This window comes from Alistipes sp. An31A (genome assembly GCF_002159425.1).
Classification (GTDB): Bacteria; Bacteroidota; Bacteroidia; order Bacteroidales; family Rikenellaceae; genus Alistipes; species Alistipes excrementigallinarum.
The window spans coordinates 102,265-128,491 of the sequence record NZ_NFIO01000003.1 but is presented as its reverse complement, the minus strand read 5'-3'; the positions used below and the strand labels follow the sequence as shown (position 1 = coordinate 128,491).

The 26,227-nt window shown below is 63.8% G+C and carries 18 protein-coding genes; all 18 read left to right on the top strand.

Annotated elements, in window-relative coordinates; translation table 11 throughout:
• Positions 1–13 precede the first annotated feature (13 nt).
• Positions 14–925, top strand: coding sequence for a dihydroorotate dehydrogenase (locus B5F90_RS04150; protein ID WP_087361481.1), 912 nt, complete (start codon positions 14–16; stop codon positions 923–925).
• Between the two features lie 347 nt (positions 926–1,272).
• A complete protein-coding gene (pyrF, locus tag B5F90_RS04145) occupies positions 1,273–1,980 on the top strand; it encodes an orotidine-5'-phosphate decarboxylase (RefSeq protein ID WP_087361479.1) in 708 nt (235 codons plus the stop codon).
• A gap of 113 nt (positions 1,981–2,093) precedes the next feature.
• Complete coding sequence (locus tag B5F90_RS04140; protein ID WP_087361477.1) at positions 2,094–2,357, top strand: glutaredoxin domain-containing protein; 264 nt, start codon at positions 2,094–2,096, stop codon at positions 2,355–2,357.
• 102 nt (positions 2,358–2,459) lie between these two features.
• The gene (gene pyrE, locus B5F90_RS04135; RefSeq protein ID WP_087361716.1) at positions 2,460–3,092 is read left to right on the top strand and encodes an orotate phosphoribosyltransferase; all 633 of its coding nucleotides are present in this window, start codon (positions 2,460–2,462) and stop codon (positions 3,090–3,092) included.
• Between the two features lie 49 nt (positions 3,093–3,141).
• Complete coding sequence (gene pyrB / locus B5F90_RS04130) at positions 3,142–4,227, top strand: aspartate carbamoyltransferase (protein ID WP_087361475.1); 1,086 nt, start codon at positions 3,142–3,144, stop codon at positions 4,225–4,227.
• Between the two features lie 270 nt (positions 4,228–4,497).
• Positions 4,498–5,079: an RNA polymerase sigma-70 factor gene (locus tag B5F90_RS04125; RefSeq protein WP_087361473.1), complete on the top strand. Its 582-nt coding sequence runs from the start codon at positions 4,498–4,500 to the stop codon at positions 5,077–5,079.
• Between the two features lie 95 nt (positions 5,080–5,174).
• Complete coding sequence (locus B5F90_RS04120) at positions 5,175–6,107, top strand: FecR family protein (RefSeq protein ID WP_087361470.1); 933 nt, start codon at positions 5,175–5,177, stop codon at positions 6,105–6,107.
• A gap of 217 nt (positions 6,108–6,324) precedes the next feature.
• Complete coding sequence (locus B5F90_RS04115) at positions 6,325–9,714, top strand: SusC/RagA family TonB-linked outer membrane protein (RefSeq protein WP_239307740.1); 3,390 nt, start codon at positions 6,325–6,327, stop codon at positions 9,712–9,714.
• Between the two features lie 4 nt (positions 9,715–9,718).
• Positions 9,719–11,353, top strand: a complete 1,635-nt coding sequence (locus tag B5F90_RS04110; RefSeq protein WP_087361466.1) for a RagB/SusD family nutrient uptake outer membrane protein — start codon at positions 9,719–9,721, stop codon at positions 11,351–11,353.
• Positions 11,354–11,379: 26 nt separating this feature from the next.
• Complete coding sequence (locus B5F90_RS04105) at positions 11,380–12,504, top strand: glycoside hydrolase family 18 (RefSeq protein WP_087361464.1); 1,125 nt, start codon at positions 11,380–11,382, stop codon at positions 12,502–12,504.
• A complete protein-coding gene (locus B5F90_RS04100; protein WP_234025697.1) occupies positions 12,501–13,688 on the top strand; it encodes a DUF1735 and LamG domain-containing protein in 1,188 nt (395 codons plus the stop codon). Before B5F90_RS04105 ends, B5F90_RS04100 begins: the two co-directional genes overlap by 4 nt.
• Before the next feature lie 20 nt (positions 13,689–13,708).
• Positions 13,709–15,133, top strand: coding sequence for a DUF1735 domain-containing protein (locus B5F90_RS04095; protein WP_087361462.1), 1,425 nt, complete (start codon positions 13,709–13,711; stop codon positions 15,131–15,133).
• Positions 15,134–15,153: 20 nt separating this feature from the next.
• Positions 15,154–16,674 carry a BACON domain-containing protein gene (locus B5F90_RS04090; RefSeq protein WP_087361460.1) on the top strand — a complete coding sequence of 507 codons (1,521 nt, stop codon included), beginning with the start codon at positions 15,154–15,156 and terminating at the stop codon, positions 16,672–16,674.
• 198 nt (positions 16,675–16,872) lie between these two features.
• The gene (locus B5F90_RS04085; RefSeq protein WP_087361458.1) at positions 16,873–18,219 is read left to right on the top strand and encodes an MFS transporter; all 1,347 of its coding nucleotides are present in this window, start codon (positions 16,873–16,875) and stop codon (positions 18,217–18,219) included.
• Between the two features lie 57 nt (positions 18,220–18,276).
• Positions 18,277–19,287, top strand: coding sequence for a glycoside hydrolase family 130 protein (locus B5F90_RS04080; RefSeq protein ID WP_087361456.1), 1,011 nt, complete (start codon positions 18,277–18,279; stop codon positions 19,285–19,287).
• A 4-nt stretch (positions 19,288–19,291) separates the two neighbouring features.
• The gene (locus B5F90_RS04075; protein WP_087361454.1) at positions 19,292–21,559 is read left to right on the top strand and encodes a GH92 family glycosyl hydrolase; all 2,268 of its coding nucleotides are present in this window, start codon (positions 19,292–19,294) and stop codon (positions 21,557–21,559) included.
• A gap of 36 nt (positions 21,560–21,595) precedes the next feature.
• A complete protein-coding gene (locus tag B5F90_RS04070; RefSeq protein ID WP_087361452.1) occupies positions 21,596–23,779 on the top strand; it encodes a GH92 family glycosyl hydrolase in 2,184 nt (727 codons plus the stop codon).
• A 29-nt stretch (positions 23,780–23,808) separates the two neighbouring features.
• Positions 23,809–26,145: a GH92 family glycosyl hydrolase gene (locus B5F90_RS04065; protein WP_087361450.1), complete on the top strand. Its 2,337-nt coding sequence runs from the start codon at positions 23,809–23,811 to the stop codon at positions 26,143–26,145.
• Positions 26,146–26,227: the final 82 nt, after the last annotated feature.

The following is a 26,227-nucleotide window of genomic DNA, read 5'->3' as shown; positions in this document are numbered from 1 at the left end:
AAATGCACGATTGATGAAAGACACCTCGGTTGTACTCTGCGGGCTCCGGCTCGACAATCCGGTCGTTCCGGCCAGCGGAACCTTCGGCTACGGCAACGAGTTCCGCGAATTCTACGACATCAACATCCTCGGCTCGTTCTCCTTCAAGGGGACGACGCGCGAGCCGCGCTTCGGCAACCCCACGCCCCGCATCGCGGAGTGCACGGCGGGCATGCTCAATGCCGTCGGGCTGCAGAATCCCGGCATCGACGCCGTGATTTCGGAGGAGCTGCCCCGGCTGCGCACCTTCTTCCACAAGCCGGTCATCGCCAACATCTCGGGCTTCTCGGTCGAGGAGTACGCCTACTGCTGCGAGCGCATTGACGGCGAGGAGCAGGTGGGCATCATCGAGGTCAACGTCTCGTGCCCCAACGTGCGCCACGGCGGCATGTCGTTCGGCACCTCGCCCGAGGCTGCGGCCGAGGTGACGCGTGCCGTCAAGGCCGTCACGACCAAGCCGGTCTTCATCAAGCTGAGCCCCAACGTCACCGACATCGTCTCGATTGCCCGGGCGTGCGAGGAGGCGGGCGCCGACGGCATCTGCCTCATCAACACGATGCTGGGCATGCGCATCGACACGCGCCGCCGCCGGGCCGTCCTTGCCAACACGACGGGCGGCTTCTCGGGACCGGCCATCTTCCCCGTGGCCCTGCGCATGGTCTACCAGGTGGCCCGCGCATGCCGGATTCCGGTGATGGGGTGCGGCGGCGTGCAGTCGGCCCGCGACGTGATTGAGATGATGATGGCCGGAGCCACGGCCGTACAGGTCGGGGCGGCCAATCTGGTGAACCCCTACGCCTCGAAGGAGATTGTCGAGGCGCTGCCCGTCGAGATGGAGCGGCTCGGCATCGAGCGCCTGAGCGACATCATCGGCTGCGCCGAGTAATCCCCGGAAGGGGAGCCGCCGTGCCGACCGATTCCGGACCGGCGCCTCGGAACGCCGCCGAAGGGTGGCGGAACGGAACAGGGTGCGACAGAGAGGTGGCGGACCTGAGCCGGGATGCGACGGAAGGGTAGCGGAACGCGGCGGGATGCGGCGGGATGCGGCTTGGGGGCAGCGAAACGGAGGCTGACCGAAGACGGACCGGAGGCGCAAGGGTTGCGCAAACGGCGGATTTTGCGTAATATTGCAGTGCGGTACCGCGCCGTGCGGTCCCTGCGGCTGAAGGCGGCGGCCTGCCGCGCAAAGAGCGAAAACGAAACAAAACGACAAAAAGCATAACAACCAATACCATGCAACACGACGTCATCATTGCCTGCGACTTCAAGTCGGCGGAGGATACCTTCCGGTTCCTCGACCTGTTCCGTGACGAAGCGCGCAAACCTTTTCTGAAAATCGGCATGGAGCTCTTCTACGCCGAGGGTCCCTTCATCGTGCGCGAAATCAAGCGCCGGGGCCACCGGATTTTCCTCGACCTGAAGCTCCACGACATCCCCAATACGGTGCGCAAGGCGATGGCCGTCCTGTCGCGGCTCGACGTCGACATGTGCAACGTCCATGCGGCGGGCACCATCGAGATGATGCGTGCCGCCCGCGAGGGGCTCACGCGCGAGGACGGCACGCGGCCCCTGCTGATTGCCGTCACGCAGCTCACCTCGACGAGCGAGGAGCGCATGCAGCGCGAGCTGCTCATCGGAGCCTCGATGAACGAGACCATCGTGCAGTATGCCCGCAATACGAAGGAGGCGGGGCTCGACGGCGTGGTCTGCTCGCCGCTCGAGGCGGGCATGGTCCACGAGGCGTGCGGCCGTGACTTCCTGACCGTAACGCCGGGCGTGCGCTTCGCCGACGGCGACGTGGCCGACCAGGTGCGCGTGACCACTCCGGCCCGTGCCCGCGAAATCGGCTCCGACTTCATCGTGGTGGGACGCCCCATCACGGCCGCACCGGACCCCGTGGCAGCCTACCGCCGCTGCGTGGCCGAGTTCCTGGGCGAATAGCCGGGGCGGGGGAGTGACGGAGGACCGGGCCCTTCGGCGCACATTTTGCGGTGCTGTCCGAGAAGCGGCGGCTCCGAGGAGACGCCCCGCAGACAACTGTTGAAGAGAGACGTATGAAACCCGTAAAACTGTTCTACCTGCGCAACTGCCCCTTCTGCAAGCGGGCGCTGCGCTACATCGACGAGGCGAAGGCGGCCCACCCCGAACTGGCGGCCGTCGAAATCGAGCTCGTCGAGGAGTCGGAGGAGCCCGAAGTGGCCGACCGTTACGACTATTACTACGTGCCGACCTTCTATGTGGGAGGCGAGAAGCTCCACGAAGGGGGGATTTACCCCGACGAGGTGGAGGCGGTGCTGCGCAAGGCGCTCGAGGCGTAGCACGCGGGCGGGGCGGCGACGGACCGCGGTGCGGTGCGGGTGCCCCGCTGCAGGAGCGCAGCTGACAAGAACCGGAACAAGAGAAATATCAAGATGGAGAAGATGGAGAAATCAATTGCCAAGGATTTGCTCTCAATCGGCGCGGTCTTCCTGCGCCCCGAGCAGCCGTTTACGTGGGCGAGCGGCATCAAGAGCCCGATTTATTGCGACAACCGGCTGACCCTCACGGCCCCCGTCGTGCGCAGTCGTGTGGAGGAGGGCCTCGCGCAGATTGTCCGCACGAAGTTCCCCGAGGCCGAGGTGCTGATGGGTACCTCGACGGCCGGAATCGCCCATGCCGCCATCACGGCGACGATTCTCAACCTGCCGATGGGCTACGTCCGCAGCGGTTCGAAGGACCACGGACGCGGCAACCAGATTGAGGGCCGTCTGGAGAAGGGCCAGAAGGTGGTGGTCATCGAGGACCTCATCTCGACGGCCGGCTCCTGCATCGAGGTGGTCAACGCGCTGCGCGAGGCGGGTGCCGAGGTGCTGGGCGTCGCTTCGATTTTCACCTACGGCATGAAGAAAGGGTTGGACCGGCTCAAGGAGGCCGGCGTGGTCAACTACAGCCTCTCGAACCTCGACGCCCTGGTGGAGGTGGCTGCCGACGAGGGCTACATCCAGCCCGAGGACAAGGCGCGCCTGCTCCGCTTCCGCGACAACCCCTCGGACGAGAGCTGGATGCAGCGCTGAGAGGCTGCCGCTGCACAATGTGAAACCCGCTAATTGCTGATTGCCTGATATGAGACATCTGATAGACCCGACCGACCTGTCGGTCGCCGAAACCGAACAGATTGTGGCGCTGGCCGAGGACATCATCGCCAACCGCGCCAAATACAGCGAAGCCTGCAAGGGAAAGAAGCTGGCGACGCTCTTCTACGAACCCTCGACGCGTACGCGTCTGAGCTTCACGTCGGCCATGCTGGAGCTGGGGGGCACCGTCATCGGCTTCTCGGACGCCAATTCCTCCTCCGTATCGAAGGGCGAGACCGTGGCCGACACGGTGCGCGTCATCCGCTGCTTCGCCGACATCATCGCCATGCGCCACTTCAAGGAGGGTGCCCCTCTGGTGGCGTCGCAGTATGCCGGCATCCCGGTCATCAACGCCGGTGACGGCAGCCACGCCCACCCGACGCAGACGCTTACGGACCTGCTCACCATCAAGCGTGAGAAGGGGCGCTTCGACCACCTGACCATCGGCTTCTGCGGCGACCTGAAGTTCGGCCGCACGGTGCACTCGCTCATCAAGGCGCTCTCGCGCTACGAGGGCATCCGCGTGATTCTGATTTCGCCCGAGGAGCTGCGCCTGCCCGACTACATGCTGCAGGAGATGAGCGCCAACTCGAAGCTGGAGTTCCACGAGGTGCGCACCATGGAGGAGGTGATGCCCGAGCTCGACATCCTCTACATGACGCGCGTGCAGAAGGAGCGCTTCCTCGACGAGGAGGAGTTCGACCGCGTGAAGAACAGCTTCGTGCTCGACCCCGACAAACTGAAGACGGCCCGCAAGGATATGATTATCCTCCACCCGCTGCCGCGCGTGAACGAAATCACGCGTGCGGTCGACAACGACCCGCGTGCGGCCTACTTCCGCCAGGTCGAGAACGGCAAGTTCGTCCGTATGGCGCTGATTTACACGCTGCTCAAGTGGGCAGACGAGAACAAGCCCTTCGACCATACGCCCCATTTCGACGAGGAGTACATCGTCAACGAGCTGGTCTGCCCGAACCGACGCTGCATCTCGGCGACGGAGGATGTCGACCAGCTCTTCCGGCGCCACGCCGACGGCACGTGCCGCTGCGCCTACTGCGAGTCGAAGGCGAAATAGAGCCGCTGTGCGGCGGCCCGTGCGGCCGGCACACGCTGCGAATTTGCGGAAAAGCTCCCTTTCGAGGGGGCTTTTTCCTCTTTTTTATGCATTTGTCTGAAAAAAAAGTGGCGGGTGGCGTCAGGAGTTTTGCCTGCTGAAGTGTTATAATACATAAGGTCGGAGCATCCGCATCCGGTCGGGAGTCGACGCAACGCTCCGGCCGGGGCCCGGAGCCCGGACCTGTGCAGTGGGGGAGATGCCCCGCGCGAAGAGAAAGGAGAGATGGGTATGGAGTCGGTTTCTTCAGGCGAAATGCTGGACCTCGCGGCCTTTGACCGCCTGTTCGGGGAGTACAGGCCGCGCTTCATCCGTTTTGCCGCGTCGTATGTGACCGATGCGGCCGTGGCCGAGGACATCGTCATGGAGAGTTTCATGGCGGCGTGGGAGCGTCGTGCCCTCCTTTCGGAGCGGAGCCTCCCGCCCTACGTGCTGGTCATCGTCCGCAACAAGTGCCTCAACCACCTGCGCGCGCGTCAGGTGCGCCTGCGCGCCGAGGAGCACCTCCATTCGCACGGCGCGCGGATGCTCGAACTCCGCATCTCGACCCTCGAGGCGTGCGAACCCGCGCAGCTCTTCTCGGACGAGGCCCGGCGGCTGGTCAACGAGACGCTCGACCGCCTGCCTGACCGTACGCGCGAGGTCTTCGTCCGCAGCCGCTTCCGCGGCGAGAGCTACAAGGAGATTGCCGCCGCTCTGGGAACGACGGTCAAGAGCGTCGAGTTCGAAATCTCGAAGGCGATGCGCTCGCTGCGCGTCTCGCTCAAGGACTATCTTCCGCTTCTCATGCTTTTTCTGCTGATTGACAAATAGTTGCTCCTCGTGGAGCTGCCGCCGGGCGCCCGCATCCGAAAAAAATCCGACTTTTTTTCAGGGGAAGGGCGCCTTTCGGTGTTATTAGTGTGACTATGGACAAAGAACTGCTCTACCGCTTTTTCAATGGAGAGACCTCCGTCGAGGAGGAGCAACGCCTGCTCGACGAAATCGACCGCAACCCCGAAAGCCGCCGCGAGCTGCTCTCGGAGCGCTGCCTCTTCGACTCGATGCTGATGCTGACGGATGCGGAGCGTGCCGCGGCGCGCCGTCCGCGGATGCAGTTGCTCCGCGGGGCCCGTCGTCTGCTCCGCTATGCCGCCGTGGTGCTCGTGACGCTCGGCGCGGCGGCCCTCTACGTACAGCTCGGCCACAACCGTCTGGCGGGCGCGGGCAATACCGTCTCGGTTCCGGCCGGACAGCGGGTCGACCTGGTGCTGCCCGACGGCACGAAGGTCTGCATGAACGCCTGCTCCGAGCTGAGCTATCCGGCCCTCTTCTCCGACGGAGAGCGCCGCGTGCGGCTCGACGGCGAGGCCTTCTTTGAGGTGGCGCACGATGCGAAGCACCCCTTCGTGGTCGAGACCTTCGCCTGCGACGTCGAGGTGCTCGGTACGAAATTCGACGTCGAGGCGCATGCCGCAAGCGACAAGTTCGTCACCTCGCTCGTCGAGGGGCGCGTGCGTGTGGTGGACCGCGACCGTCAGGTCGAGCTGCAGCCCGGCGAGCAGGTGAGCCAGGTGGACGGCCGCCTCGTGGTGGGGCGGATTCCCGACTACGAGAACTTCCAGTGGCGCGACGGCCTGATAGCCTTCCGCGACGCCTCGTTCGGCGAGCTGATTGAGGAGTTCGAGAAGTACTACGACGTACGCATCGTGGTGGCGCCCGGGCGCGACTTCTCGTCGAACCGCTTCACGGGCAAAATCCGCATCTCGGAGGGGCTCGACCACGCCCTGTGGGTGCTGCAGCGCAGCGCCGACTTCGTCTGCGAGCGCAGCGAGAGTGGCGACGTTATCTACATCCGCTGAACCCCGGGGGGAGGCGGCGGATGCATGCGAAAGAATATGACAGACAGAAAAAATAATAACGAAAAACCGAGACGAACGCCTATGTAAGAAGAAACGAACTACACCCATTTGAAACAATTCCGTGCCGCACGCCGCGACGTGCGGACCGTCTCCCCCGCGCGGAGACATTCGAGGAGCCGCCCGGCGGGAACACACTAACCAACTTAAACCTTGAAATATGAAAATGAAAAGGCAAGCAAGAGCCTTCGTGTTCTTGCCTGTATTGGCACTTTTGTGCTGCTTTTTCGCAGGCGGAGCCTACGCGCAGCGCGTGGCCGTGACGCTGAAGGCGACGGATGCCCCGCTGGAGCAGGTGCTCGATGCGATTGAAAAACAAACTACCTATCTTTTCGTCTACGACAAGAGCGTCGACGTGACGCGCCGCGTATCGGTCGACGTCGACAACATGCCTCTGGGCACGGTGCTCTCGACGCTCTTCGGTTCGACCGATATCAGCTATGCCGTAGAGAACTCCTCCATCGTCTTGTCCCGTCGGGCTGCGGAGCCGACCGCTCCGAAGTCCAAAAACCCTGTCGTCGTAACAGGTGAGGTCGTCGACGGGGCGGGACTCCCCGTCATCGGCGCCAGTGTGATTGTCAAGGGCACGACCCTCGGCACGAGCACCGGCGTCGACGGCTCCTATTCGCTCCAGGTTCCGGCTCCCGCCGAGTCGGCCGTGCTGACGGTCAACTACCTGGGCTACGAACCGGTCGAAGTGGCCGTGGGCAGCCGCACCCAAATCCGCATCACGCTGCGCGAGTCGGCCGTCGATGTCGACGCGGTGGTGGTGACGGCCCTCGGCATCAAGCGCTCCGAGAAGGCCCTTTCGTACAATGTCCAGCAGGTGAGCTCCGAGGAGCTGCTCGCCGGCAAGGATGTCAACTTCGTCAACTCGCTCAACGGCAAGGTGGCCGGTGTGACCATCAACGCCTCGTCGTCGGGCGTCGGCGGCGCCTCGAAGGTGGTCATGCGCGGTCAGAAGTCCATCATGCAGTCGTCGAACGCCCTCTACGTCATCGACGGCGTGCCGATGTTCACCACGGCGCGTGACGGCGGCACGGAGTTCGCCTCGCAGGGTACGACCGACCCCATCGCCGACATCAACCCCGAGGACATCGAATCCATCTCGGTGCTCAACGGCGCCGCAGCGGCGGCCCTCTACGGTTCGGATGCCGCCAACGGCGCCATCGTGGTGACGACCAAGCGCGGCAAGGCCGGCTTCACGTCGGTGACCGTCTCGAGCAACACCGAGGTGATGAGCCCCTTCATGCTGCCGTCGTTCCAGAACCGCTACGGCACGGGCGACCTCCTCTCGAGCGAGGGGTCGATTGACCGCAGCTGGGGACAACGGCTCAACAAGGCCAACTACATGGGCTACGACCCCGCGTCGGACTACTTCCAGACGGGCGTGACCGGCACCGAGAGCTTCTCCTTCTCGACCGGCACCGACAAGAACCAGACCTACCTCTCGGCCGCTGCGGTCAACTCGCGCGGCATCGTCCCCAACAACGGCTACGACCGCTACAACTTCACCTTCCGCAATACGACCAGCTTCCTGAAGGACCGTCTGACGCTCGACGTGAGCGCCAACTACGTCATCCAGAAGGACCGCAACATGACCAACCAGGGTGTCTACAACAACCCGCTGGTGGGTGCCTACATCTTCCCGCGCGGTAACGACTGGAACGACGTGAAGATGTACGAGCGCTACGACATGTCGCGCCTGCTCTACACGCAGTACTGGCCCGTGGGTGCCGCCGGCATGACCATGCAGAACCCCTACTGGATTAACTACCGCAACCTGCGCGAGAACCGCAAGGACCGCTACATGTTCAATGCGCAGCTCTCCTACGACATCCTCGACTGGCTCTCGGTTTCGGGCCGCCTGCGCGTCGACAACGCCCACACGGACTACACCGAGAAGTTCTACGCCTCGACCAACACGCAGCTGACCGAGGGGTCGCGAAACGGCCTCTACGGCATCACCACCTCGAAGGACAAGCAGGTCTACGGCGACGTGCTGGTCAACATCAACAAGACCTTCGGCGAGAACTGGTCGCTGCAGGCCAACGTCGGCGCCTCGATTTCCGACCTGCGCTACGACGCCATGAAGGTGCGCGGCCCCATCCCCGACGGCTCCATCACCGACGAGAAGCCGCTGCTGGCCAACGTCTTCAACGTGCAGAACCTGAGCAACTCGTCGCTCACGACGCGTCTGCAGGAGGGCTGGCGCGAGCAGACGCAGTCCATCTTCGCCTCGGCCGAGGTGGGCTTCAAGAACGCCTACTTCCTCACGCTGACGGGCCGCAACGACTGGCCTTCGCAGCTGGCGGGCCCCCACTCGAACCGCTCGTCGTTCTTCTATCCTTCGGTCGGCGCCTCGGTGGTGCTCTCGGAGATTATCCCCAACATGCCGAAGAACCTCTCCTACATCAAGCTGCGCGCCTCGTACGCCTCGGTGGGCGTCGCCTTCGAGCGCTTCATCGCCAACCCGCGCTACAGCTGGAACGCCAGCGGCCTGAGCTGGAACACCAAGACGCAGTACCCGATGTATGACCTGAAGCCCGAGCGGACGAAGTCCTTCGAGGTGGGTCTGACGATGCGCTTCCTCAAGCACTTCAACCTCGACTTCACCTACTACGACACCCGTACGCAGGACCAGACCTTCGACCCGCAGGTGTCGACCGGTTCGGGAAGCTCGACCATCTACATCCAGTCGGGTAACATCCGCAACCGCGGTATCGAGCTGGCGCTGGGTTACAGCAACACCTGGGGCAAGTTCTCGTGGGATAGCAACTACACCCTCTCGACCAACCGCAACGAGATTCTCTCGCTGGCCAACAACGTGGTCAACCCCGAGACGGGCGAACACTTCTCGGTCGACCTGCTCGACATGAACGGTCTGGGTACGGCGCACTTCCTGCTCAAGGAGGGCGGCACGCTGGGTGACCTCTACTCGTTCGTCGACCTCAAGCGCGACGAGACGGGCTCGATTTACATCGATGCCGACGGCAAGCTGGCCACCGAGACCATCGGCAACGTCGACCGCTACATCAAGCTGGGTTCGGTGCTGCCCGATGCCAACATGGCCTGGCGCAACGACTTCCGCGTGGGCAACTTCCACTTCGGCTTTATGATTTCGGCGCGTCTGGGCGGCATCGTCTTCTCGCGTACGCAGGCCATGCTCGACTACTACGGCGTTTCGGAGGCTTCGGCCGCGGCGCGCGATGCGGGCACCGTGATGATTAACGGCGGCGACTATGTCGACCCCAACGTCTGGTATTCGGCCATCGGCGGCGGCAACTCGGTGCCGCAGTACTACACCTACTCGGCGACGAACGTCCGTCTGCAGGAGGCCTCCATCGGCTACACCATTCCGCGCAAGAAGCTGGGCAACCTCTGCGAAATCACCCTCTCGCTCGTGGGCCGCAACCTGTGGATGCTCTACTGCAAGGCTCCGTTCGACCCCGAGACCATCGCCACGACGGGTAACTTCTACCAGGGCATCGACTACTTCATGATGCCGTCGCTGCGCAACATCGGCTTCAACCTCAGACTCAAATTCTAAAACCATGAAACTTCACATATTCAGGCCCTTTGTCTGCCTGCTTGCCGCAGCGGGCATCTCCTGCACGGCCAACTACATGGACATCAACGGCAATCCCTACGAGCCGACCGAGGACCAGATGCAGGCCGACGGATACATCATCGGCGCGACGCTGACGGCGCTTGCAACCACCGTCGTCTCGACCGACGTCAATACGGCCCAGTTCACCGACGTGCTGATGGGCGGCCCGCTGGGCGGCTACTTCACCACGACGGGTTCCTTCCCCACGGGCACCATCATGAACTTCAACCCGACGGACGACTGGACCAACGTCTTCCTGGCCAGCGACAAGATTATCCCGGTGCTCTACTCCAACCTGCGCGAGCTGGAGCGCGTGACCGACGACCCCATCACGCTGGCCATCGCCGAGGTCATCAAGGTTGCGGCCATGAGCCGCGTTACGGACACCTACGGCCCGATTCCCTACTCGAAGGTGGGTGAGGACGGCAAGCTGCAGGTGCCCTACGATTCGCAGGAGGAGGTCTACACGCGTTTCTTCGAGGAGCTCGACCACGCCATCGGCGTGCTGACCGAGCACCGCACGGGCGCCATCGCCTCGACGGCCGACTACATCTACGGCGGCAGCGCCGAGAAGTGGTGCCGCTTCGCCAACTCGCTCAAGCTGCGTCTGGCCATGCGCATCGTCTATGCCGACAAGGCCAAGGCCCAGCAGATGGCCGAGAGCGCCGTCAAGAGCGAGGTGGGCGTGATGACCTCGAATGCCGACAACGCCATGCTGACCGCCTTCGGCGAGAAGGGAAACCCGCTCTACACGGCCATCAACTACAACTCGGTGACGGCGGCCGACCATCCCGACGGCAAGGATTGCCAGACGGGCGGTGACACGCACGCCGCAGCCGACATCATCTGCTACATGAACGGCTACAACGACCCGCGCCGTCCGGCCTACTTCATCCCCTCGGAGTGGAGCGGCTACCAGTATGTCGGCATGCGCCGCAGCATCCAGATTCCCTCGCTGGTGACCGTCGGCCACAAGTATTCGGGCATCAAGTGCGACATCTCGTCGCCCGTCTACTGGATGAACGCCGCCGAGGTGGCCTTCCTCAAGGCCGAGGCCAAGGCCGTCTTCGGATTCGACATGGGTCCCGGCACGGCCGAGGAGTTTTACCGTGAAGGCATCCGCCTCTCGTTCGAGCAGTGGGGTGTCGCCGGCTGGGAGGAGTACGCCGCCGGTCAGACCAAGCCGGAGAACTACCGCGACCCCAACGGCACGAACACCTATACGGAGCCCATCTCCGAAATCACCGTCGCCTGGAACGACGGCGCCTCGACCGAGGAGAAGCAGGAGCGCATCATCACCCAGAAGTGGATTGCCAACTGGCAGCTGGGCAACGAGGCGTGGGCCGACTTCCGCCGCACGGGCTATCCGCTCATGATGCCGGCCACGGCCGAGGGCAACAAGAGCAACGGCAAGGTCGATTCGCGCATGGGCGCCCGCCGCATGCCCTATCCGCAGGTCGAGTATACGACCAACGGAGAGAACGTGCGTCAGGCCGTGGCCTCCTGGCTCAACGGCGGCGACGACATGGCAACGCGCCTGTGGTGGGACTGCAAGGAGGACCTTCCGCAACTTCGATAATCACCTAAAACGAATCCAAGACTGATATGAAATTCAATATGAACAGACGTTTCGCCCTCCTTTCGCTTGCCGCGCTGCTCGCTCTGGGCGGCTGCAGCGAGTGGACCGACATGGAGAGCGTGACCATCAAGGAGCCCCAGGTGGAGAAGAGCGAGGCCTACATGCAGGCCATCCGCGACTACAAGGCTTCGGAACACAAGGTGCTCATCGGCTGGTTCGACAACGTGGCCCTTCCGGGCGACCGCTCCCAGCATCTGACCGTGCTGCCCGACAGCATCGACATCGTCGTGCTGCAGCACCCCGAACTCATCACGGAGGCTCTGGCCGCCGAGGCGGCCGAAATCCGCACCCGGATGGGTACGCGGACGCTCTGTAGCGTCAGCTTCGTCGAGCTCGAGGCGGCCTTCGAGGCGCAGCAGCAGACGACCCCCGCGGCCGACGAGAGCGGTGAAGAGGGCGGAGACGAGGGCTCCGGCCAGGAGGGTGGCGATGGCGGCGATGAGGGCGGCGAACAGCCTCAGGAGCCCGCAGCCGACGCCTTCACGCTCTTCTGCAACGATTACGTGGCCCGCGTCATGGCGCTCTGCGATACGTGGGCGCTCGACGGCGTGAGCGTCGCCTACGACGGCCGCAGCACCACGCAGATGCCCGACGCGGAGAAGGAGAGCTACCTCTCCCGCCAGCAGGCCTTCCTTGCGGCCGTGGCCGCATGGCGCACCGCCCATCCCGACCGGATGCTGCTCTTCGAGGGAACGCCCCAGTACCTGGCCGACGCCTCGCTGCTCGAGGGGTGCGACTACATCATCCTCAAGATGTTCACGCAGACGACCGTTGCCGACCTCGACCGTGCGCTCCGTCTGGCGCTGACCGACAACGTCCCCTCGGACCGGATTGTCATCGGCGTGGAGTCGTGGCCGCTCGATGCGGCAGACACCAAGACCGGCCGCTTCCAGACCGAGGAGGGCAAGGAGGGGCGTGCCGTCATCGAGGTGGCCCGCTGGATGAATCGCTACGACGCCGGCTGCTCGAAGTCGGGCCTGGCGGTGAACCATCTCCAGTACGACTATTTCAACCCCTATCGCATTTACCAATATACGCGTGAGGCCATCGGCCTGATGAACTACGCGCCCAAAACCACTACCGAATTATGACGTCGAACCGCATATTCATGACTTTAGCCTTCGCCGCCGCTGCGCTTCTGGCCGGCGGATGCGCGAACGAGGACCTCAACGAGCACCACTTCGACAACCGGCTCTACCTCGACGGTGAGTCGACCGTCACCACGCTGCTGCTCAAGAAGGATGTCCCCTCCTATACGGTGCAGCTGATGGCTGCCATGGCCCTGCCCGAGTCGCAGGCCGTCGAGGTGGAGTTCGCGGCCGACCCGTCGCTGGTCGACCACTACAACCTCGCCTACGGAGCCGAGGCCGTCGCGCTGCCCGCCGAGAACTACACGCTCTCGGCCACCGAGTCGGTCATCGGCGCGGGAAGCGTCGCCTCGGTGCCCGTCGAGCTCTCCTTCACGGGGCTTGACGTGCTGCCCGGCCAGCAGCTCTACGTGCTGCCCGTCACCATCGTGCGTGCCACGGTGCCCGTACTCGAGAGCCGCCGCACGTTCTACTACCTCTTCCGCGAGGGTGCGCTCATCAACGTCGTGGGCGAAATGGAGAAAAACTACCTCGACGTCAACTGGGTCAATGCCGACGTGGTGAACAACCTCACGGCGATGACCGTCGAGGCGCTGGTCTACGCCCGGGACTTCGACCGCGAAATCTCGACGCTGATGGGCATCGAGGGAAAGTTCCTGCTGCGCTTCGGCGACGCGACCTACAACCCCGGACAGCTGCAGGTGGTCAACGGCAGCACCAAGTTCCCCGACAAGGATGACTCGAAGGCGATTCCCACCAACGAGTGGGTTCACATCGCCGTGACCTACCAGTCGACGGGCGAGATTTGCATCTACGTCAACGGCGTGCTGCAGTCCGAGGGCAAGTGCGGCAGCGGCGCGGTGAACTGGGGCACCTACGTTCCGCCCTACCTGGAGACCGCCAGCAAGCGCGGCTTCCACATCGGCTACTCCTACACCGACGAGCGCTACTTTGCCGGCAACCTCTCGGAGGTGCGCATCTGGAACCGCGTGCTGAGCGCCGATGAAATCAACGCGACCAACCACTTCTACTGGGTAGACCCGGCCAGCGACGGACTGGTGGCCTACTGGAAATTCGACGACGGCGAGGGCAACACCGTCCGCGACCACAGCGGCAACGGCAACGACGCCCGCTCGTTCGCCACGATGGAGTGGAAGCAGGTCGAGCTGCCCCGGACCGATAAATAACCCCTAAAACGAATCAACCCATGAACATACTGCATAAATTAGCCGCCGGATGCCTGCTCGGATGCTTGGCCTTCGCGGCGGTCTCCTGCACCGACGACATCTCGATTCCGGGCTCGGAGCAGAACGGAGGCGCGGCCGGTGAGCAAGGAATCGAAGCCTACCTCCAGAGCGAGAGCGGCAAGAGCGAAACGACGGTCGAGCTGCGCGGCCAGGCCGTGCGGAGCACCGTGCGGCTGGGTCTGACCCACGTGGCCGGCCGTGCCGTGGATGCCACGCTGCGTGTGGCGCCCGAGCTGGTGGAGGCCTACAACGAGGAGCATGAGACCTCGTTCGAACTCTTCCCCGAGAGCCAGGTCTTGCTCGAGGAGAACGGAGCCGTGCTGATTGGCCCCGAGGATGTCTTCTCGGACTACATGGCCCTCAACCTCATGCCGGGCGAGGGTGCGGTCGAGGGGCAGACCTACCTGCTGCCCGTCACCTTCGACGTCAAGACCACGGGCATTGCCCCGGCCGCCGACCGCAAGGCGCTCTATCTGCTGGTGAAGGTCTCGGGCGCGCGTCCCGATGCGACCAAGCCGAGCGGCTTCACGATGGTCTCCTACTTCGAGGTCAACGACATGAACCCGCTCAACGCCGCGAACTACTTCCTGGCCGACAGCGGCAAACCCTTCTTCGACATCGTCAACATCTTTGCGGCGAACATCAACTACGACGCCGCGAGCGGCCGTGCCTATGTCCACTTCAACGACAACGTCGCCCACCTGCTGGCCAACCGCGACAAGTACATCGCGCCGCTGCAGGCACTCGGCATCCGCGTCTGCCTGACGATTCTGGGCAACCACGACCGCATCGGCGTGGCCAACCTCTCGGCCGAGGGCGCGCGCGAGTTCGCCCGCGAGCTGCGCGTGGTGGTCGACACCTATGGGCTGGACGGCGTCGACTTCGACGACGAGTGGAGCGACTACCCCTCGCGTGCGGACGAAGCTCCGGGCTTCCTCGTCCCCTCGTCGGAGCTCTACGGCCGTCTGCTCATCGAGACGCGCCGCGTGATGCCCGACAAGCTGGTGACGCTCTACGCCTACGGCCACACCTCGTTCTACAACCCGATTGACGGCAAGCGCATCGGCGAGGTGGTCGACTATGCATGGAACAGCTCCTACCTCTACGCCGACTACAACTCGATGAAGAACTTCCTGGGGCTGATGCCCGGGCAGTGGGGGCCCTATTCCATCTGCCTGAACCCCGATTCCGACCAGTACACGGGCGACTCGCTTTCCGATGCGGAGATTCAGAAGCTGCACGAGGGTGGCTACGGCGTGATGGTGTGGTACGACCTGCGCACCGACAAGCGCCAGAGCTACGTGGGGCGCTTCTCGCAGGTGTCGAGCGTGGTCTACGGCGAGCAGACCGTCAAGCGCGGATATGATTACGGCAAGGATTGGTAACGAAAAGCGTATTTGGAACAATGAAAAGAATGATGATAGCGTTTGCAGCGGCGGCGATGCTGTTGGCCGGCTGCAGCGAGGAGAATACCGAAGCGCCGGTAACGCCCGAGGTGACCGACTGGATTGAGGTCACGGGCGGCGAACAGGAGCCGCTCCCGGCCGCCGGCACCGAGTTCGCGGTGACGGTCAAGAGCAGCGGCGACTGGCGGCTGGCCGGCAGGAAGGAGTGGTGCCGCCCCGATGTGACGGAGGGCGCGGCGGGTGCCGAGGTGCACTTCACCGTCGACGAGAACACCGGCTACGAGGCCCGCAGCGTGGTCTACACCTTCATGAGCGGCGGCAAGTCGTGCAAGATGACCGTCAGCCAGGAAGGCGGCGTGGTGGTCGAGGCCGACAAGGACCGCTACGAGGTGGCATCGGCCGGCGGCGAGTTCCGCATCCGCATCGATGCGAACGTGGCCCTGACTTGGGAGCTCGACCCGTCGTGCAGCGACTGGGTGAGCGACACGACTCCCGTTTCGCGTGCCGGCATGCCCGAGCGTTCGTACATCTATCTGACCGTGGACGAGAATACGACCTATGCGGCCCGCGAAGGTCTGCTGCGCGTGACGGGCGAGGGCGGCCAGACGCGTGAGATTACCGTGGCCCAGCTGCAGAACGATGCGATTTTGGTCGACGCCGACACCTATCCGGTCGAGCCCGAGGGTGGCGTCATTACCGTCCAGGTCGACGCCAACGTCGACTATACGGTCGAGATTCCCGCCGAGGCTGCCTCGTGGTGCCGCCATACGTCGAGCGAGGAGTCGGCGGGGGAGGGTCCCCTGCGCCGTACGGTCGAGACCTTCGAGGTCGACGAAGCCTCGATGACGCGCAACGCCGTGGTGGTGCTGCGTGCGGTCGAGGGGGGTGCGACGGCCATCGTGAACATCTCGCAGATTGTCGAGTCGGACGCTCCGATTGTCGACGTGCCCGATGAGGCCTTCCGCAACTTCCTGCTCCAGAAGGGCTATGTCGTGGCGGCCGACGGCACGAAGTGCCAGCTCACGGATGCCGGCATGGAGCTCCAGGAGATGGATTGCAGCGGTCTGAAGATTGAGTCCCTGAAGGGTATCGAGGGCTTCACGGAGCTCGTCTCGCTCAACTTCACCAACAACATGGTCAAGGAGGTCGACCTCTCGGCCAACACGAAGCTGAGCGACCTGAAGTTCGAGACCAACCCCGTCGAGCTGATGAACCTGGGCGATGCGCCGGTGATGCTGGTCGACATCTCGGGAACGAAGCTCCAGGTCGGCGAGAAGTGGTGGGAGATGGTCTATCCGCCGAAGTTCACCCTCATCAGCTCGCAGCCGCTCGAGGTGAAGGCCGGCGACAACTGCGTCTGCACGAAGTTCGACATGACGCAGGTGCCCAACCTCAAGCGCATCGACGTTTCGTACATTACCTATGCAGGTTATATTCTCTACCTGAAGCGGGGCGTGCACTCCGAGGATGTGGTTTACCGCGGCACGACGTCGTCCGTGGAAATCGTGTGGGTGGATTGATGGTGTTTCGACCCGATTTGCAGGGTGCGGGCGTTCGGTCTTCGGCCGGACGCCCGCTCTTTTTCCGGCGGCGGGGCGCGGGGTGGCGGCACTGCGGAATCGTTGCGTAATGTCCCGGCCGAATGTGTGAAACTCCCGAATTTTTTGTATCTTTGTCCCCGGATTTTATCCCCACAAACCTACATCCTTTAGACCTGAATGAAACCGGTACATGCCCAATCCACGAAACACTCGCCTCTGGCGTGGGTTCCGACTCTTTACTTTGCCATGGGCCTCCCGTTCGTGGTGCTCAACATGGTCTCGGCGGTGATGTTCAAGGACCTTGAAATCTCCGACGCGCAGATTGCCTTCTGGACCTCGCTCATCATGTGGCCCTGGACCATCAAGTTCCTCTGGAGTCCCTTCCTCGAAATTTTCCGCAACAAGAAGTTCTTCGTCGTGCTGACGCAGCTGGCCAGCGGCGTGCTCTTCGGCGTGGGTGCGCTGGCACTCCACCTGCCGTCGTTCTTCGCCATCACGATTGCCATCTTCGCCGTCATCGCCTTCAGCGGCGCGACGCACGACATCGCGGCCGACGGCGTCTACATGTCGGAGCTCTCGACGCAGGACCAGGCCAAGTACATCGGCTGGCAGGGGGCCTTCTACAACCTGGCCAAGCTGGTGGCCACGGGCGGACTGGTCTGGTTCGCCGGCTGGCTCTTCAACCGCTTCGCCCCCGATGCCGCGAGCGACGTGGCGGCCTACCGCCATGCGTGGACCATCGTGCTGGTGATTCTGGGCGCCATCATGGTCGCCGCCGGCCTGTGGCACATCCGCGTGCTGCCGCTGGGCGGCGCCCCCGCATCGGGCGCACACTCGCTGCGCGAGGGGCTCGACGGCCTGCGGGAGGTCATCACCTCGTTCTTCGCCAAGCGCCACATCTGGTACTACATCGCCTTCATCATCCTCTACCGTCTGGGCGAGGGCTTCGTGATGAAGATTGTCCCCCTCTTCCTCAAGGCCGACACCTCGATTGGCGGTCTTGGGCTGAGCAACCAGCAAATCGGCCTCTACTACGGCTCGTTCGGCGCCGGCGCCTTCCTGCTGGGCTCGCTGCTGGCCGGATACTTCATCGCGGGCCGCGGCCTGAAGCGGACGCTCTTCACGCTCTGCTGCATCTTCAACATCCCCTTTGCGGTCTATGCGCTGCTGGCCCTCTTCCAGCCCTCGTCGATGTGGCTGGTGGGCGGCGGCATCGTCCTGGAGTACTTCGGTTACGGCTTCGGCTTCGTGGGCCTCACGCTCTTCATGATGCAGCAGGTGGCTCCGGGCAAGCACCAGATGGCCCACTACGCCTTCGCTTCGGGCATCATGAACCTCTCGGTGATGGTCACCGGCATGGCCTCGGGCTTCCTGAGCGACCTGTTGGGCTACAAGTTCTTCTTCATCGCCGTGATGTTCGCCACCATTCCGGCCTTCCTCATCACGTGGTTCGTCCCCTTCACCCACCCCGACGGCAAGGAGGTTTCGTCGAGCGAGCTGAACGAGGAGCTGAAGAACGACTGACGCGCGGCGACACGATTTGAAAAAAGGAAAAGATAACCAATAAACAAGCGTAAATTCATGAACAGCAATCTGAAAATCGCAGGTCCGGCGCTTCCGGACATGCCGTGGGAGGAGCGTCCCGCCGGCTCGAAAGAGGTGCTCTGGCGCTATTCGGCCAACCCGATTATCCCGCGCAACCTGCTTTCGACCTCGAACAGCATCTTCAACTCGGCGGTCGTTCCCTTCAAGAACGGCAAGTACAACTATGCGGGTGTCTTTCGCTGCGACGACACCAACCGCCGGATGCGGATTCACGTCGGCTTCTCGGTCAACGGCATCGACTGGGACATCGAGGAGGAGGATTTCCACCTCGAGGGTGCCGACCCCGAAGTGGGGGAGTGGGTCTACGGCTATGACCCGCGTGTGGCCAAAATCGACGACAAGTACTACGTGACGTGGTGCAACGGCTACCACGGCCCCACCATCGGCGTGGCCTGGACGACCGACTTCAAGACCTTCCACCAGCTGGAGAACGCCTTCCTGCCCTACAACCGCAACGGCGTGATGTTCCCCCGCAAGATTAACGGCAAGTTCGCCATGCTGTCGCGTCCGAGCGACACGGGCCACACCCCCTTCGGCGACATCTTCTACTCCGAAAGCCCCGACATGGAGTACTGGGGACACCACCGCCACGTGATGTCGCCCGCCGCATTCGAGGTGAGCGCCTGGCAGTGCATGAAAATCGGTGCGGGCCCCATCCCCATCGAGACCTCGGAGGGGTGGCTGCTCTTCTACCACGGCGTGCTGCGCTCGTGCAACGGCTATGTTTACGCCTTCGGCTCGGCGCTGCTCGACCTCGACCAGCCCTGGAAGGTGCTGGCCCGCAGCGGCCCGTATCTGATTACGCCGCAGATGCCCTACGAGTGCATGGGCGACGTGCCCAACGTCACCTTCCCCTGCGCGGCGCTGCATGACCCCGAGACGGGCCGCGTGGCCGTCTACTACGGCTGCGCCGACACGGTGACGGGCCTGGCATTCGGCTACATCCCCGAAATCATCGAATTTACGAAGAAGAACTCAATCCTGTAGGCCGATGAAACGGACGCTTTGGCTCGCGGCGCTGGCGGCAACGCTTGCCGTTGCCCCCCTTGCGGCGCAGGAACCGGCCGACTACGTCAATCCGTTCATCGGTACGACCAACTTCGGTACGACCAACCCCGGCGCGGTCTGCCCTAACGGCCTGATGTCGGTGGCCCCCTTCAACGTGATGGGCTCCGATATGAACCGCTACGACAAGGACGCGCGCTGGTGGTCGACGCCCTACGAGTACTACAACAAGTTCTTCACCGGCTTTTCGCACGTGAACCTCAGCGGCGTGGGATGCCCCGAGATGGGCTCCCTGCTGCTGATGGCCACCTCGGGCCCGCTCGATGTGGACTACCACAACTACGGCAGCACCTATTCGCGCGAGACGGCCTCGCCGGGCTACTACTCCAACTTCCTGGACAAGTACGGCATCCTGGCCGAGGTATCGGCCACGCTGCGCAGCGGCGTGACGCGCTTCACCTTCCCGGCCGGCGAGAGCCACATCCTGCTCAACCTGGGCGAGGGTCTGACCAACGAGTCGGGCGCCTTCGTACGCCGCGTGAGCGATACGGAAATCGAGGGGACGAAGCTGCTGGGCACCTTCTGCTACAATCCGCAGGCGGTCTTCCCGATTTACTTCGTCATGCGTGTCAACAAGCGTCCCGAGGCGGTCGGCTACTGGAAGATGCAGCCCCCGAAGCAGGGCGTCGAGGCCGAGTGGGACAAGGACAGCGGTCGCTACAAGCTCTATACGCGCTATGCGAAGGAGCTGGCCGGTGACGACATCGGCGTGTGGTTCACCTACCGGACGACCGAGGGCGAGCAAATCGAGGTGCAGATGGGCGTCTCGTTCGTCTCGATGGAGAACGCCCGCATGAACCTCGACGCCGAGCAGCAGGGCAAGGACTTCGACGCCGTGCGCGCCGAAGCGCGTGCGCGCTGGAACGACGACCTGGGCCGCATCCGTGTCGAGGGCGGTACGCGCGAGCAGCGCGAGGTCTTCTACACGGGTCTTTACCATGCGCTCATCCACCCCAATCTGCTGCAGGACGTCAACGGCGAGTACCCCGTCATGGAGAGCTCCGAAATCCGCACCGTGAAGGGCAACCGCTATACGGTCTTCTCGCTGTGGGACACCTACCGCAACGTGCACCAGCTCCTGACGCTGGTCTACCCCGAGCGTCAGATTGAGATGGTCCGCTCGATGGTCGACATCTACAAGGAGTGGGGCTGGATGCCCAAGTGGGAGCTCTACGGCCGCGAGACCTTCACCATGGAGGGCGACCCGGCCATTCCGGTCATCGTCGACACCTGGATGAAGGGGCTGCGCGACTTCGACGTGGAGAGCGCCTACGAGGCCTTCCTCAAGTCGGCGACCACGCCCGGAGCCGAAAACCGGCTGCGTCCCGACATCGACCCCTACATCGAGCGGGGCTACGTGCCGCTGGGCTTCTATGCCAAGGACCTGGCCGGCGACGCCTCCGTGTCGCATGCCCTGGAGTACTACATCGCCGATTATGCCCTCTCGCGTCTGGCCGACTCGCTGGGCCGCAAGGAGGATGCCCGCCTCTTCCGCGAGCGTTCGCTGGGCTACCGCCACTACTACGACAAGGAGTACGGAACGCTGCGCCCCATCACGCTCGAGGGGCGGTTCCTCACCCCCTTCGACCCGAAGGCGGGCGAGAACTTCACCGCAGCGCCGGGCTTCCACGAGGGTTCGGCCTGGAACTACACCTTCTACGTGCCGCACGACGTCGAGGGGCTGGCGCGACTGATGGGCGGCAAGCGCAAGTTCGTCGACAAGCTCCAGATGGTCTTCGACACGGGCCTCTACGACCCGGCCAACGAGCCCGACATCGCCTATCCCTACCTCTTCAGCTACTTCAAGGGAGAGGAGTGGCGTACGCAGCGCGAGGTGCGCCGTCTGACGGCGAAGTACTTCACCACCGAGCCCGACGGCATCCCCGGCAACGACGATACGGGAACAATGTCGACGTGGGCTGTCTTCTCGATGATGGGCCTCTATCCCGACTGTCCGGGCGAGCCCTACTATACGCTCACCTCGCCCGTCTTCGACAAGGTGACCATCCGCCTCGACCCGCGCTTCTACGGGCGCGACGAGCTGGTCATCCAGACGCGCGACAACGCTCCCGACAACATCTACATCCGCTCGATGTCGCTGGGCGGCAAACCGCTTCGCAAGTACCGCATCAGCCACGAGGAGCTGCTGCGGGGCGGTACGCTGACCTTCGACCTCAGCAACGAGCACCGTTAAGATTGTTTTTATAACCCCAAACCATCCCCATAGACCATGAAACTCAGAACCATTTTCACCATAGGCGCGGCAATAGCGGCGGTCGCCTGCGGCAAGGCTCCCCAGAGCGAGTCGCTGACGCAGTGGGTCGACATGCGCATCGGCACGGGCGGCCACGGCCACGTCTTCATGGGCGCCAACGTCCCCTTTGGCGCCGTACAGCTCGGTCCCACCAGCATTCCCCAGACGTGGGACTGGTGCTCGGGCTACCACGTATCCGACACGACGGTCATCGGATTCTCGCACACGCACCTGAGCGGTACGGGCATCGGCGACCTGTTCGACGTGACGGTGATGCCCGTCATCGGCGAGGTGACCTACGCCCGCGGAACGGAGGATGAGCCGCAGTCGGGCCTCTGGTCCTACTTCAGCCATGCCGACGAGGTGGCCCGCCCGGGCTACTACCGCACGCGCCTGCTGCGCTACGGTATCGACGCCGAGCTGACGGCGACCAACCGCGTGGGCCTGCACCGCTACACCTTCCCCACATCGGACGAGGCGGCCGTGGTCATCGACCTGGAGAACGGCGGCTGCTGGGACAAAGCCACCGAGACCCGCATGGAGGCCGAGGGCGACCGCGTCGTGACGGGCTACCGCTACTCGACGGGCTGGGCCAAGGACCAGAAAATCTACTTTGCGGCCGAATTCTCGAAGCCCTTCACCTCGTTCGAGCTCAAGGGTGAGAACAACATGTACGGCCGTGCCTCGTTCGCAACCACCGAGGGTGAGGAGCTGCTGCTCAAGGTGGCTATCTCGCCCGTCTCGGTCGAGAATGCGAAGGAGAACCTCGCCGCCGAGCTGCCGGACTGGGACTTCGAGGCCACGGCACAGGCTGCCGATGCGGCCTGGAACGACGAGCTGGGCCGTGTGCGCATCGAGACGGCCGATTCGTCGGCCCGCCGGATTTTCTATACGGCGCTCTACCATACGATGATTGTCCCCTCGACCTTCTGCGACGTGAACGGCGACTACCGCGGCGCCGACGGCAAGACGTACAACGCCGAGGGTGCGCACATCTATACGACCTTCTCGCTGTGGGACACCTACCGTGCCGCACAGCCGCTCATGACGCTCATCCATCCGGACCGGATGCAGGACATCGCCGCAACGATGGTCGACATCTACAAGCAGCAGGGCAAGCTGCCCGTATGGCACCTGGTGGGCAACGAGACCGACTGCATGGTGGGCAATCCGGGCATCTGCGCGCTGGCCGACGCCGTGCTGAAGGGCTACGTGCCGAACCGTGAGGAGGCCTACGAGGCGCTGAAGGCCTCGGCGATGGTTCCCGAGCGGGGTATGGACCTGCGCATGCAGTACGGCTACATCCCCTGCGACCTCTACAACGAGGCGGTGGCCTTCGACCTCGAATATGCCATTGCCGACTGGTCGGTGGCCCAGGTGGCCCGCGAGCTGGGCAAGGAGGAGGACTACGCCTACTTCCTCGACCGCAGCAAGTCGTACCGCCACCTGTTCGACCCCGAGACGCACTTCCTGCGCGGCCGCGACTCGAAGGGGGGCTGGCGTACGCCGTTCGACCCCTTCTCGGCCATCCACCGCGGCGACGACTACTGCGAGGGCAACGCATGGCAGTATACGTGGCTGGTACCCCACGACGTCGAGGGTCTGATTGAGTGCTTCGGCTCTAAGGAGGCCTTCACCGCCAAGCTCGACTCGCTCTTCACGGTCAGCTCGGAGCTCGCCGGCGCCGCATCGCCCGACATCTCGGGCCTCATCGGACAGTATGCCCACGGCAACGAGCCGAGCCACCACGTGCTCTACTTCTATACGATGATTGGCCAGTCCTGGAAGACGGCCGACAAGGTGCGCGAGGTGCTCACGACGCTCTACCACGACCAGCCCGACGGACTCTCGGGCAACGAGGACGCGGGTCAGATGTCGGCATGGTACATCCTCTCGTCGCTGGGCATGTATCAGGTTGAGCCGGCCGGCGGCCGCTACTTCTTCGGTTCGCCGCTCTTCGACCGTGCCGAGCTGAAGGTGCGCGACGGCTTGCTGACAATCGTGGCCCACAACAACTCGGCCGAGAACCGCTACATCCAGAGCGTCCGGTTCAACGGCGAGGAGTACGACAAGCCCTGCATCGACTTCGAGTCGCTGGCGCGGGGCGGTGTGCTGGAGTTCGAGATGGGCTCCGAGCCGAAGGTATGGTATGAACTCTGAATGAACGCTAAACGAATCGACATCTGCCGATGAAAATCATCTTCTGGGCACTTTCGGTGCTCGCAATGGCTGCAACCTCCTGCTGCGCTCCGTCGCGGAGCGCGGAGGAGGTTGTCCGCCCTTCGGAGTATGTCTCGACGCTCGTCGGGACGCAGTCCGACTATTCGCTGTCGGCCGGCAACACCTATCCGGCCATCGCCCTGCCGTGGGGCATGAACTTCTGGACGCCCCAGACGGGCCGCATGGGTGACGGGTGGACCTACACCTACGGGGCCCATACGCTCCGGGGCTTCAAGCAGACGCACCAGCCCTCGCCGTGGATGAACGACTACGGCCAGTTCGCGGTGATGCCCGTGCGCGGCAACGACAAACTGGACGAGGAGTCGCGCCAGAGCTGGTTCTCGCACCAGTCCGAGCAGGCGCGTCCCTACTACTACTCGGTCTACCTGGCCGACCACGACGTCAAGGCCGAGGTGGCCCCCACCGAGCGGGCCGCCATCCTGCGTTTTACCTTCCCCGAATCGGAGGAGTCGGGCGTGGTGGTCGACGCCTTCGACCGCGGGTCGAGCATCGAGATGGTCGACGACCACACGCTGGCCGGCTATACGACGCGCAACAGCGGCGGCGTGCCCGACAACTTCCGCAACTACTTCGTCCTGCGCTTCGACAAGCCCTTCTCGGGCATCGAGCTGACCGACTCGCCGTCGGACTACAAGGCGGGCAGCCGCGTGCTCTATCCCGAGGGCGGCAAGCGCGTCGAGGGGGAGCATGCCGTGGCCAAGGTGCACTTCGCCACGCGGCGCGGCGAGCAGGTCAACGTGCGCGTCGCCTCGTCGTTCATCTCCCCCGAGCAGGCCGTGCGCAACCTCGAGAGCGAGCTGGGCAGCGACGACTTCGAGACGGTGACGGCCAAGGCGCAGCAGCGCTGGGACGACGTCCTGGGCCGCATTCGCGTCGAGGGGGGCAGCGACGAGCAGATGCGCACCTTCTATTCGTGCCTCTACCGCTCGACGCTCTTCCCGCGCAAGTTCTACGAAATCGACGCCGCGGGGAATCCCGTCCACTACAGCCCCTACAACGGCGAGGTGCGTCCGGGTTATCTCTACACCGATACCGGCTTCTGGGATACGTTCCGCTGCCTCTTCCCGCTGCTCAACCTGGTCTACCCCTCGGTCAACGCCGAGATTCAGGCCGGACTGGCCAACGTGGCGCGCGAGAATGCGCTGCTGCCCGAGTGGGCGAGCCCGGGCCACCGCGGCTGCATGGTGGGCAACAACTCCGCTTCGGTGGTAGCCGACGCCGTGGTCAAGGGCATCGTTACCGACTCGGCCGACCTGGCGAAGCTCTACGAGGCGATGGTCTACGCCACGGAGCATGTCCATCCCGAGGTCTCGTCGTCGGGCCGCTGGGGCCATGAGTACTACAACGAGCTGGGATACGTCCCCTACGACGTCAACATCCCGGAGAACGTGGCCCGCACGCTCGAGTACGCCTACGACGACTGGTGCATCCTCCAGACGGCCAAGCGGCTGGGTCGCCCGGCCGAGGAGCAGGAGCGTTGGGCGCTGCGTGCGAAGAACTACCGCAACGTCTTCGACCCCGAGACGCACCTCATGCGCGGCCGCAACGCCGACGGTTTGTTCCAGAGCCCCTTCAGCCCCTACAAGTGGGGTGACGCCTTCACCGAGGGCAACGCCTGGCACTACACCTGGTCGGTGTTCCACGACGTGGAGGGGCTCGCGCGGCTGATGGGCGGCCACGAGGCCTTTGCGCGGATGCTCGACTCGGTCTTCGTCGTTCCGCCCGTCTACGACGACAGCTACTACGGCTTCCGGATTCACGAAATCACGGAGATGCAGGTGGCCAACATGGGCAACTACGCCCACGGCAACCAGCCGGCGCAGCACATGATTTACCTCTACAACTACGCCGGCCAGCCCTGGAAGGCGCAGTGGTGGACGCGTGAGGTGATGGACCGTCTCTATTCGGCCCGTCCCGACGGCTATTGCGGCGACGAGGACAACGGACAGACGTCGGCCTGGTACGTCTTCTCGGCGCTGGGCTTCTATCCCGTCTGCCCCGCCTCGGACGAGTACGTTATCGGCTCGCCCCTCTTCCCGCGGGCGACCGTCACGCTGGAGAACGGCGCGCAGCTGGTCATCGAGGCCGAAGGAAACGGCCCTGCCCGCCGCTACATCGCCTCGGCCGAGCTCAACGGGAAGCCCTACGGGCACAACTTCCTCCGCCATTCGGAGCTGGAGCGGGGGGCGCGGCTGCACTTCACGATGTCCGAAGAGCCCGTCACCACGCGCGGAACGGCCGAGGAGGACGCTCCCTACTCGTTCAGCCGCGAAGATTGTCGATAATTTGTCGATAGAATCTGTGCCGTTATTTTGAAAGTTGTCCGGAAAACCGTACTTTTGTAACGTTGTTTTGACCATTGACAGG

Excerpts from the sequence above, each read along its gene's own strand:
- B5F90_RS04095 (WP_087361462.1), top strand. The coding sequence starts at position 13,709 with ATGAACATACTGCATAAATTAGCCGCCGGATGCCTGCTCGGATGCTTG.
- B5F90_RS04125 (WP_087361473.1), top strand. The coding sequence starts at position 4,498 with ATGGAGTCGGTTTCTTCAGGCGAAATGCTGGACCTCGCGGCCTTTGAC.
- B5F90_RS04115 (WP_239307740.1), top strand. The coding sequence starts at position 6,325 with ATGAAAATGAAAAGGCAAGCAAGAGCCTTCGTGTTCTTGCCTGTATTG.
- B5F90_RS04085 (WP_087361458.1), top strand. The coding sequence starts at position 16,873 with ATGAAACCGGTACATGCCCAATCCACGAAACACTCGCCTCTGGCGTGG.
- B5F90_RS04100 (WP_234025697.1), top strand. The coding sequence starts at position 12,501 with ATGACGTCGAACCGCATATTCATGACTTTAGCCTTCGCCGCCGCTGCG.
- B5F90_RS04070 (WP_087361452.1), top strand. The coding sequence starts at position 21,596 with ATGAAACTCAGAACCATTTTCACCATAGGCGCGGCAATAGCGGCGGTC.
- B5F90_RS04140 (WP_087361477.1), top strand. The coding sequence starts at position 2,094 with ATGAAACCCGTAAAACTGTTCTACCTGCGCAACTGCCCCTTCTGCAAG.
- B5F90_RS04065 (WP_087361450.1), top strand. The coding sequence starts at position 23,809 with ATGAAAATCATCTTCTGGGCACTTTCGGTGCTCGCAATGGCTGCAACC.
- B5F90_RS04090 (WP_087361460.1), top strand. The coding sequence starts at position 15,154 with ATGAAAAGAATGATGATAGCGTTTGCAGCGGCGGCGATGCTGTTGGCC.
- pyrF (WP_087361479.1), top strand. The coding sequence starts at position 1,273 with ATGCAACACGACGTCATCATTGCCTGCGACTTCAAGTCGGCGGAGGAT.
- B5F90_RS04080 (WP_087361456.1), top strand. The coding sequence starts at position 18,277 with ATGAACAGCAATCTGAAAATCGCAGGTCCGGCGCTTCCGGACATGCCG.
- B5F90_RS04075 (WP_087361454.1), top strand. The coding sequence starts at position 19,292 with ATGAAACGGACGCTTTGGCTCGCGGCGCTGGCGGCAACGCTTGCCGTT.
- B5F90_RS04150 (WP_087361481.1), top strand. The coding sequence starts at position 14 with ATGAAAGACACCTCGGTTGTACTCTGCGGGCTCCGGCTCGACAATCCG.
- pyrE (WP_087361716.1), top strand. The coding sequence starts at position 2,460 with ATGGAGAAATCAATTGCCAAGGATTTGCTCTCAATCGGCGCGGTCTTC.
- pyrB (WP_087361475.1), top strand. The coding sequence starts at position 3,142 with ATGAGACATCTGATAGACCCGACCGACCTGTCGGTCGCCGAAACCGAA.
- B5F90_RS04120 (WP_087361470.1), top strand. The coding sequence starts at position 5,175 with ATGGACAAAGAACTGCTCTACCGCTTTTTCAATGGAGAGACCTCCGTC.
- B5F90_RS04105 (WP_087361464.1), top strand. The coding sequence starts at position 11,380 with ATGAAATTCAATATGAACAGACGTTTCGCCCTCCTTTCGCTTGCCGCG.
- B5F90_RS04110 (WP_087361466.1), top strand. The coding sequence starts at position 9,719 with ATGAAACTTCACATATTCAGGCCCTTTGTCTGCCTGCTTGCCGCAGCG.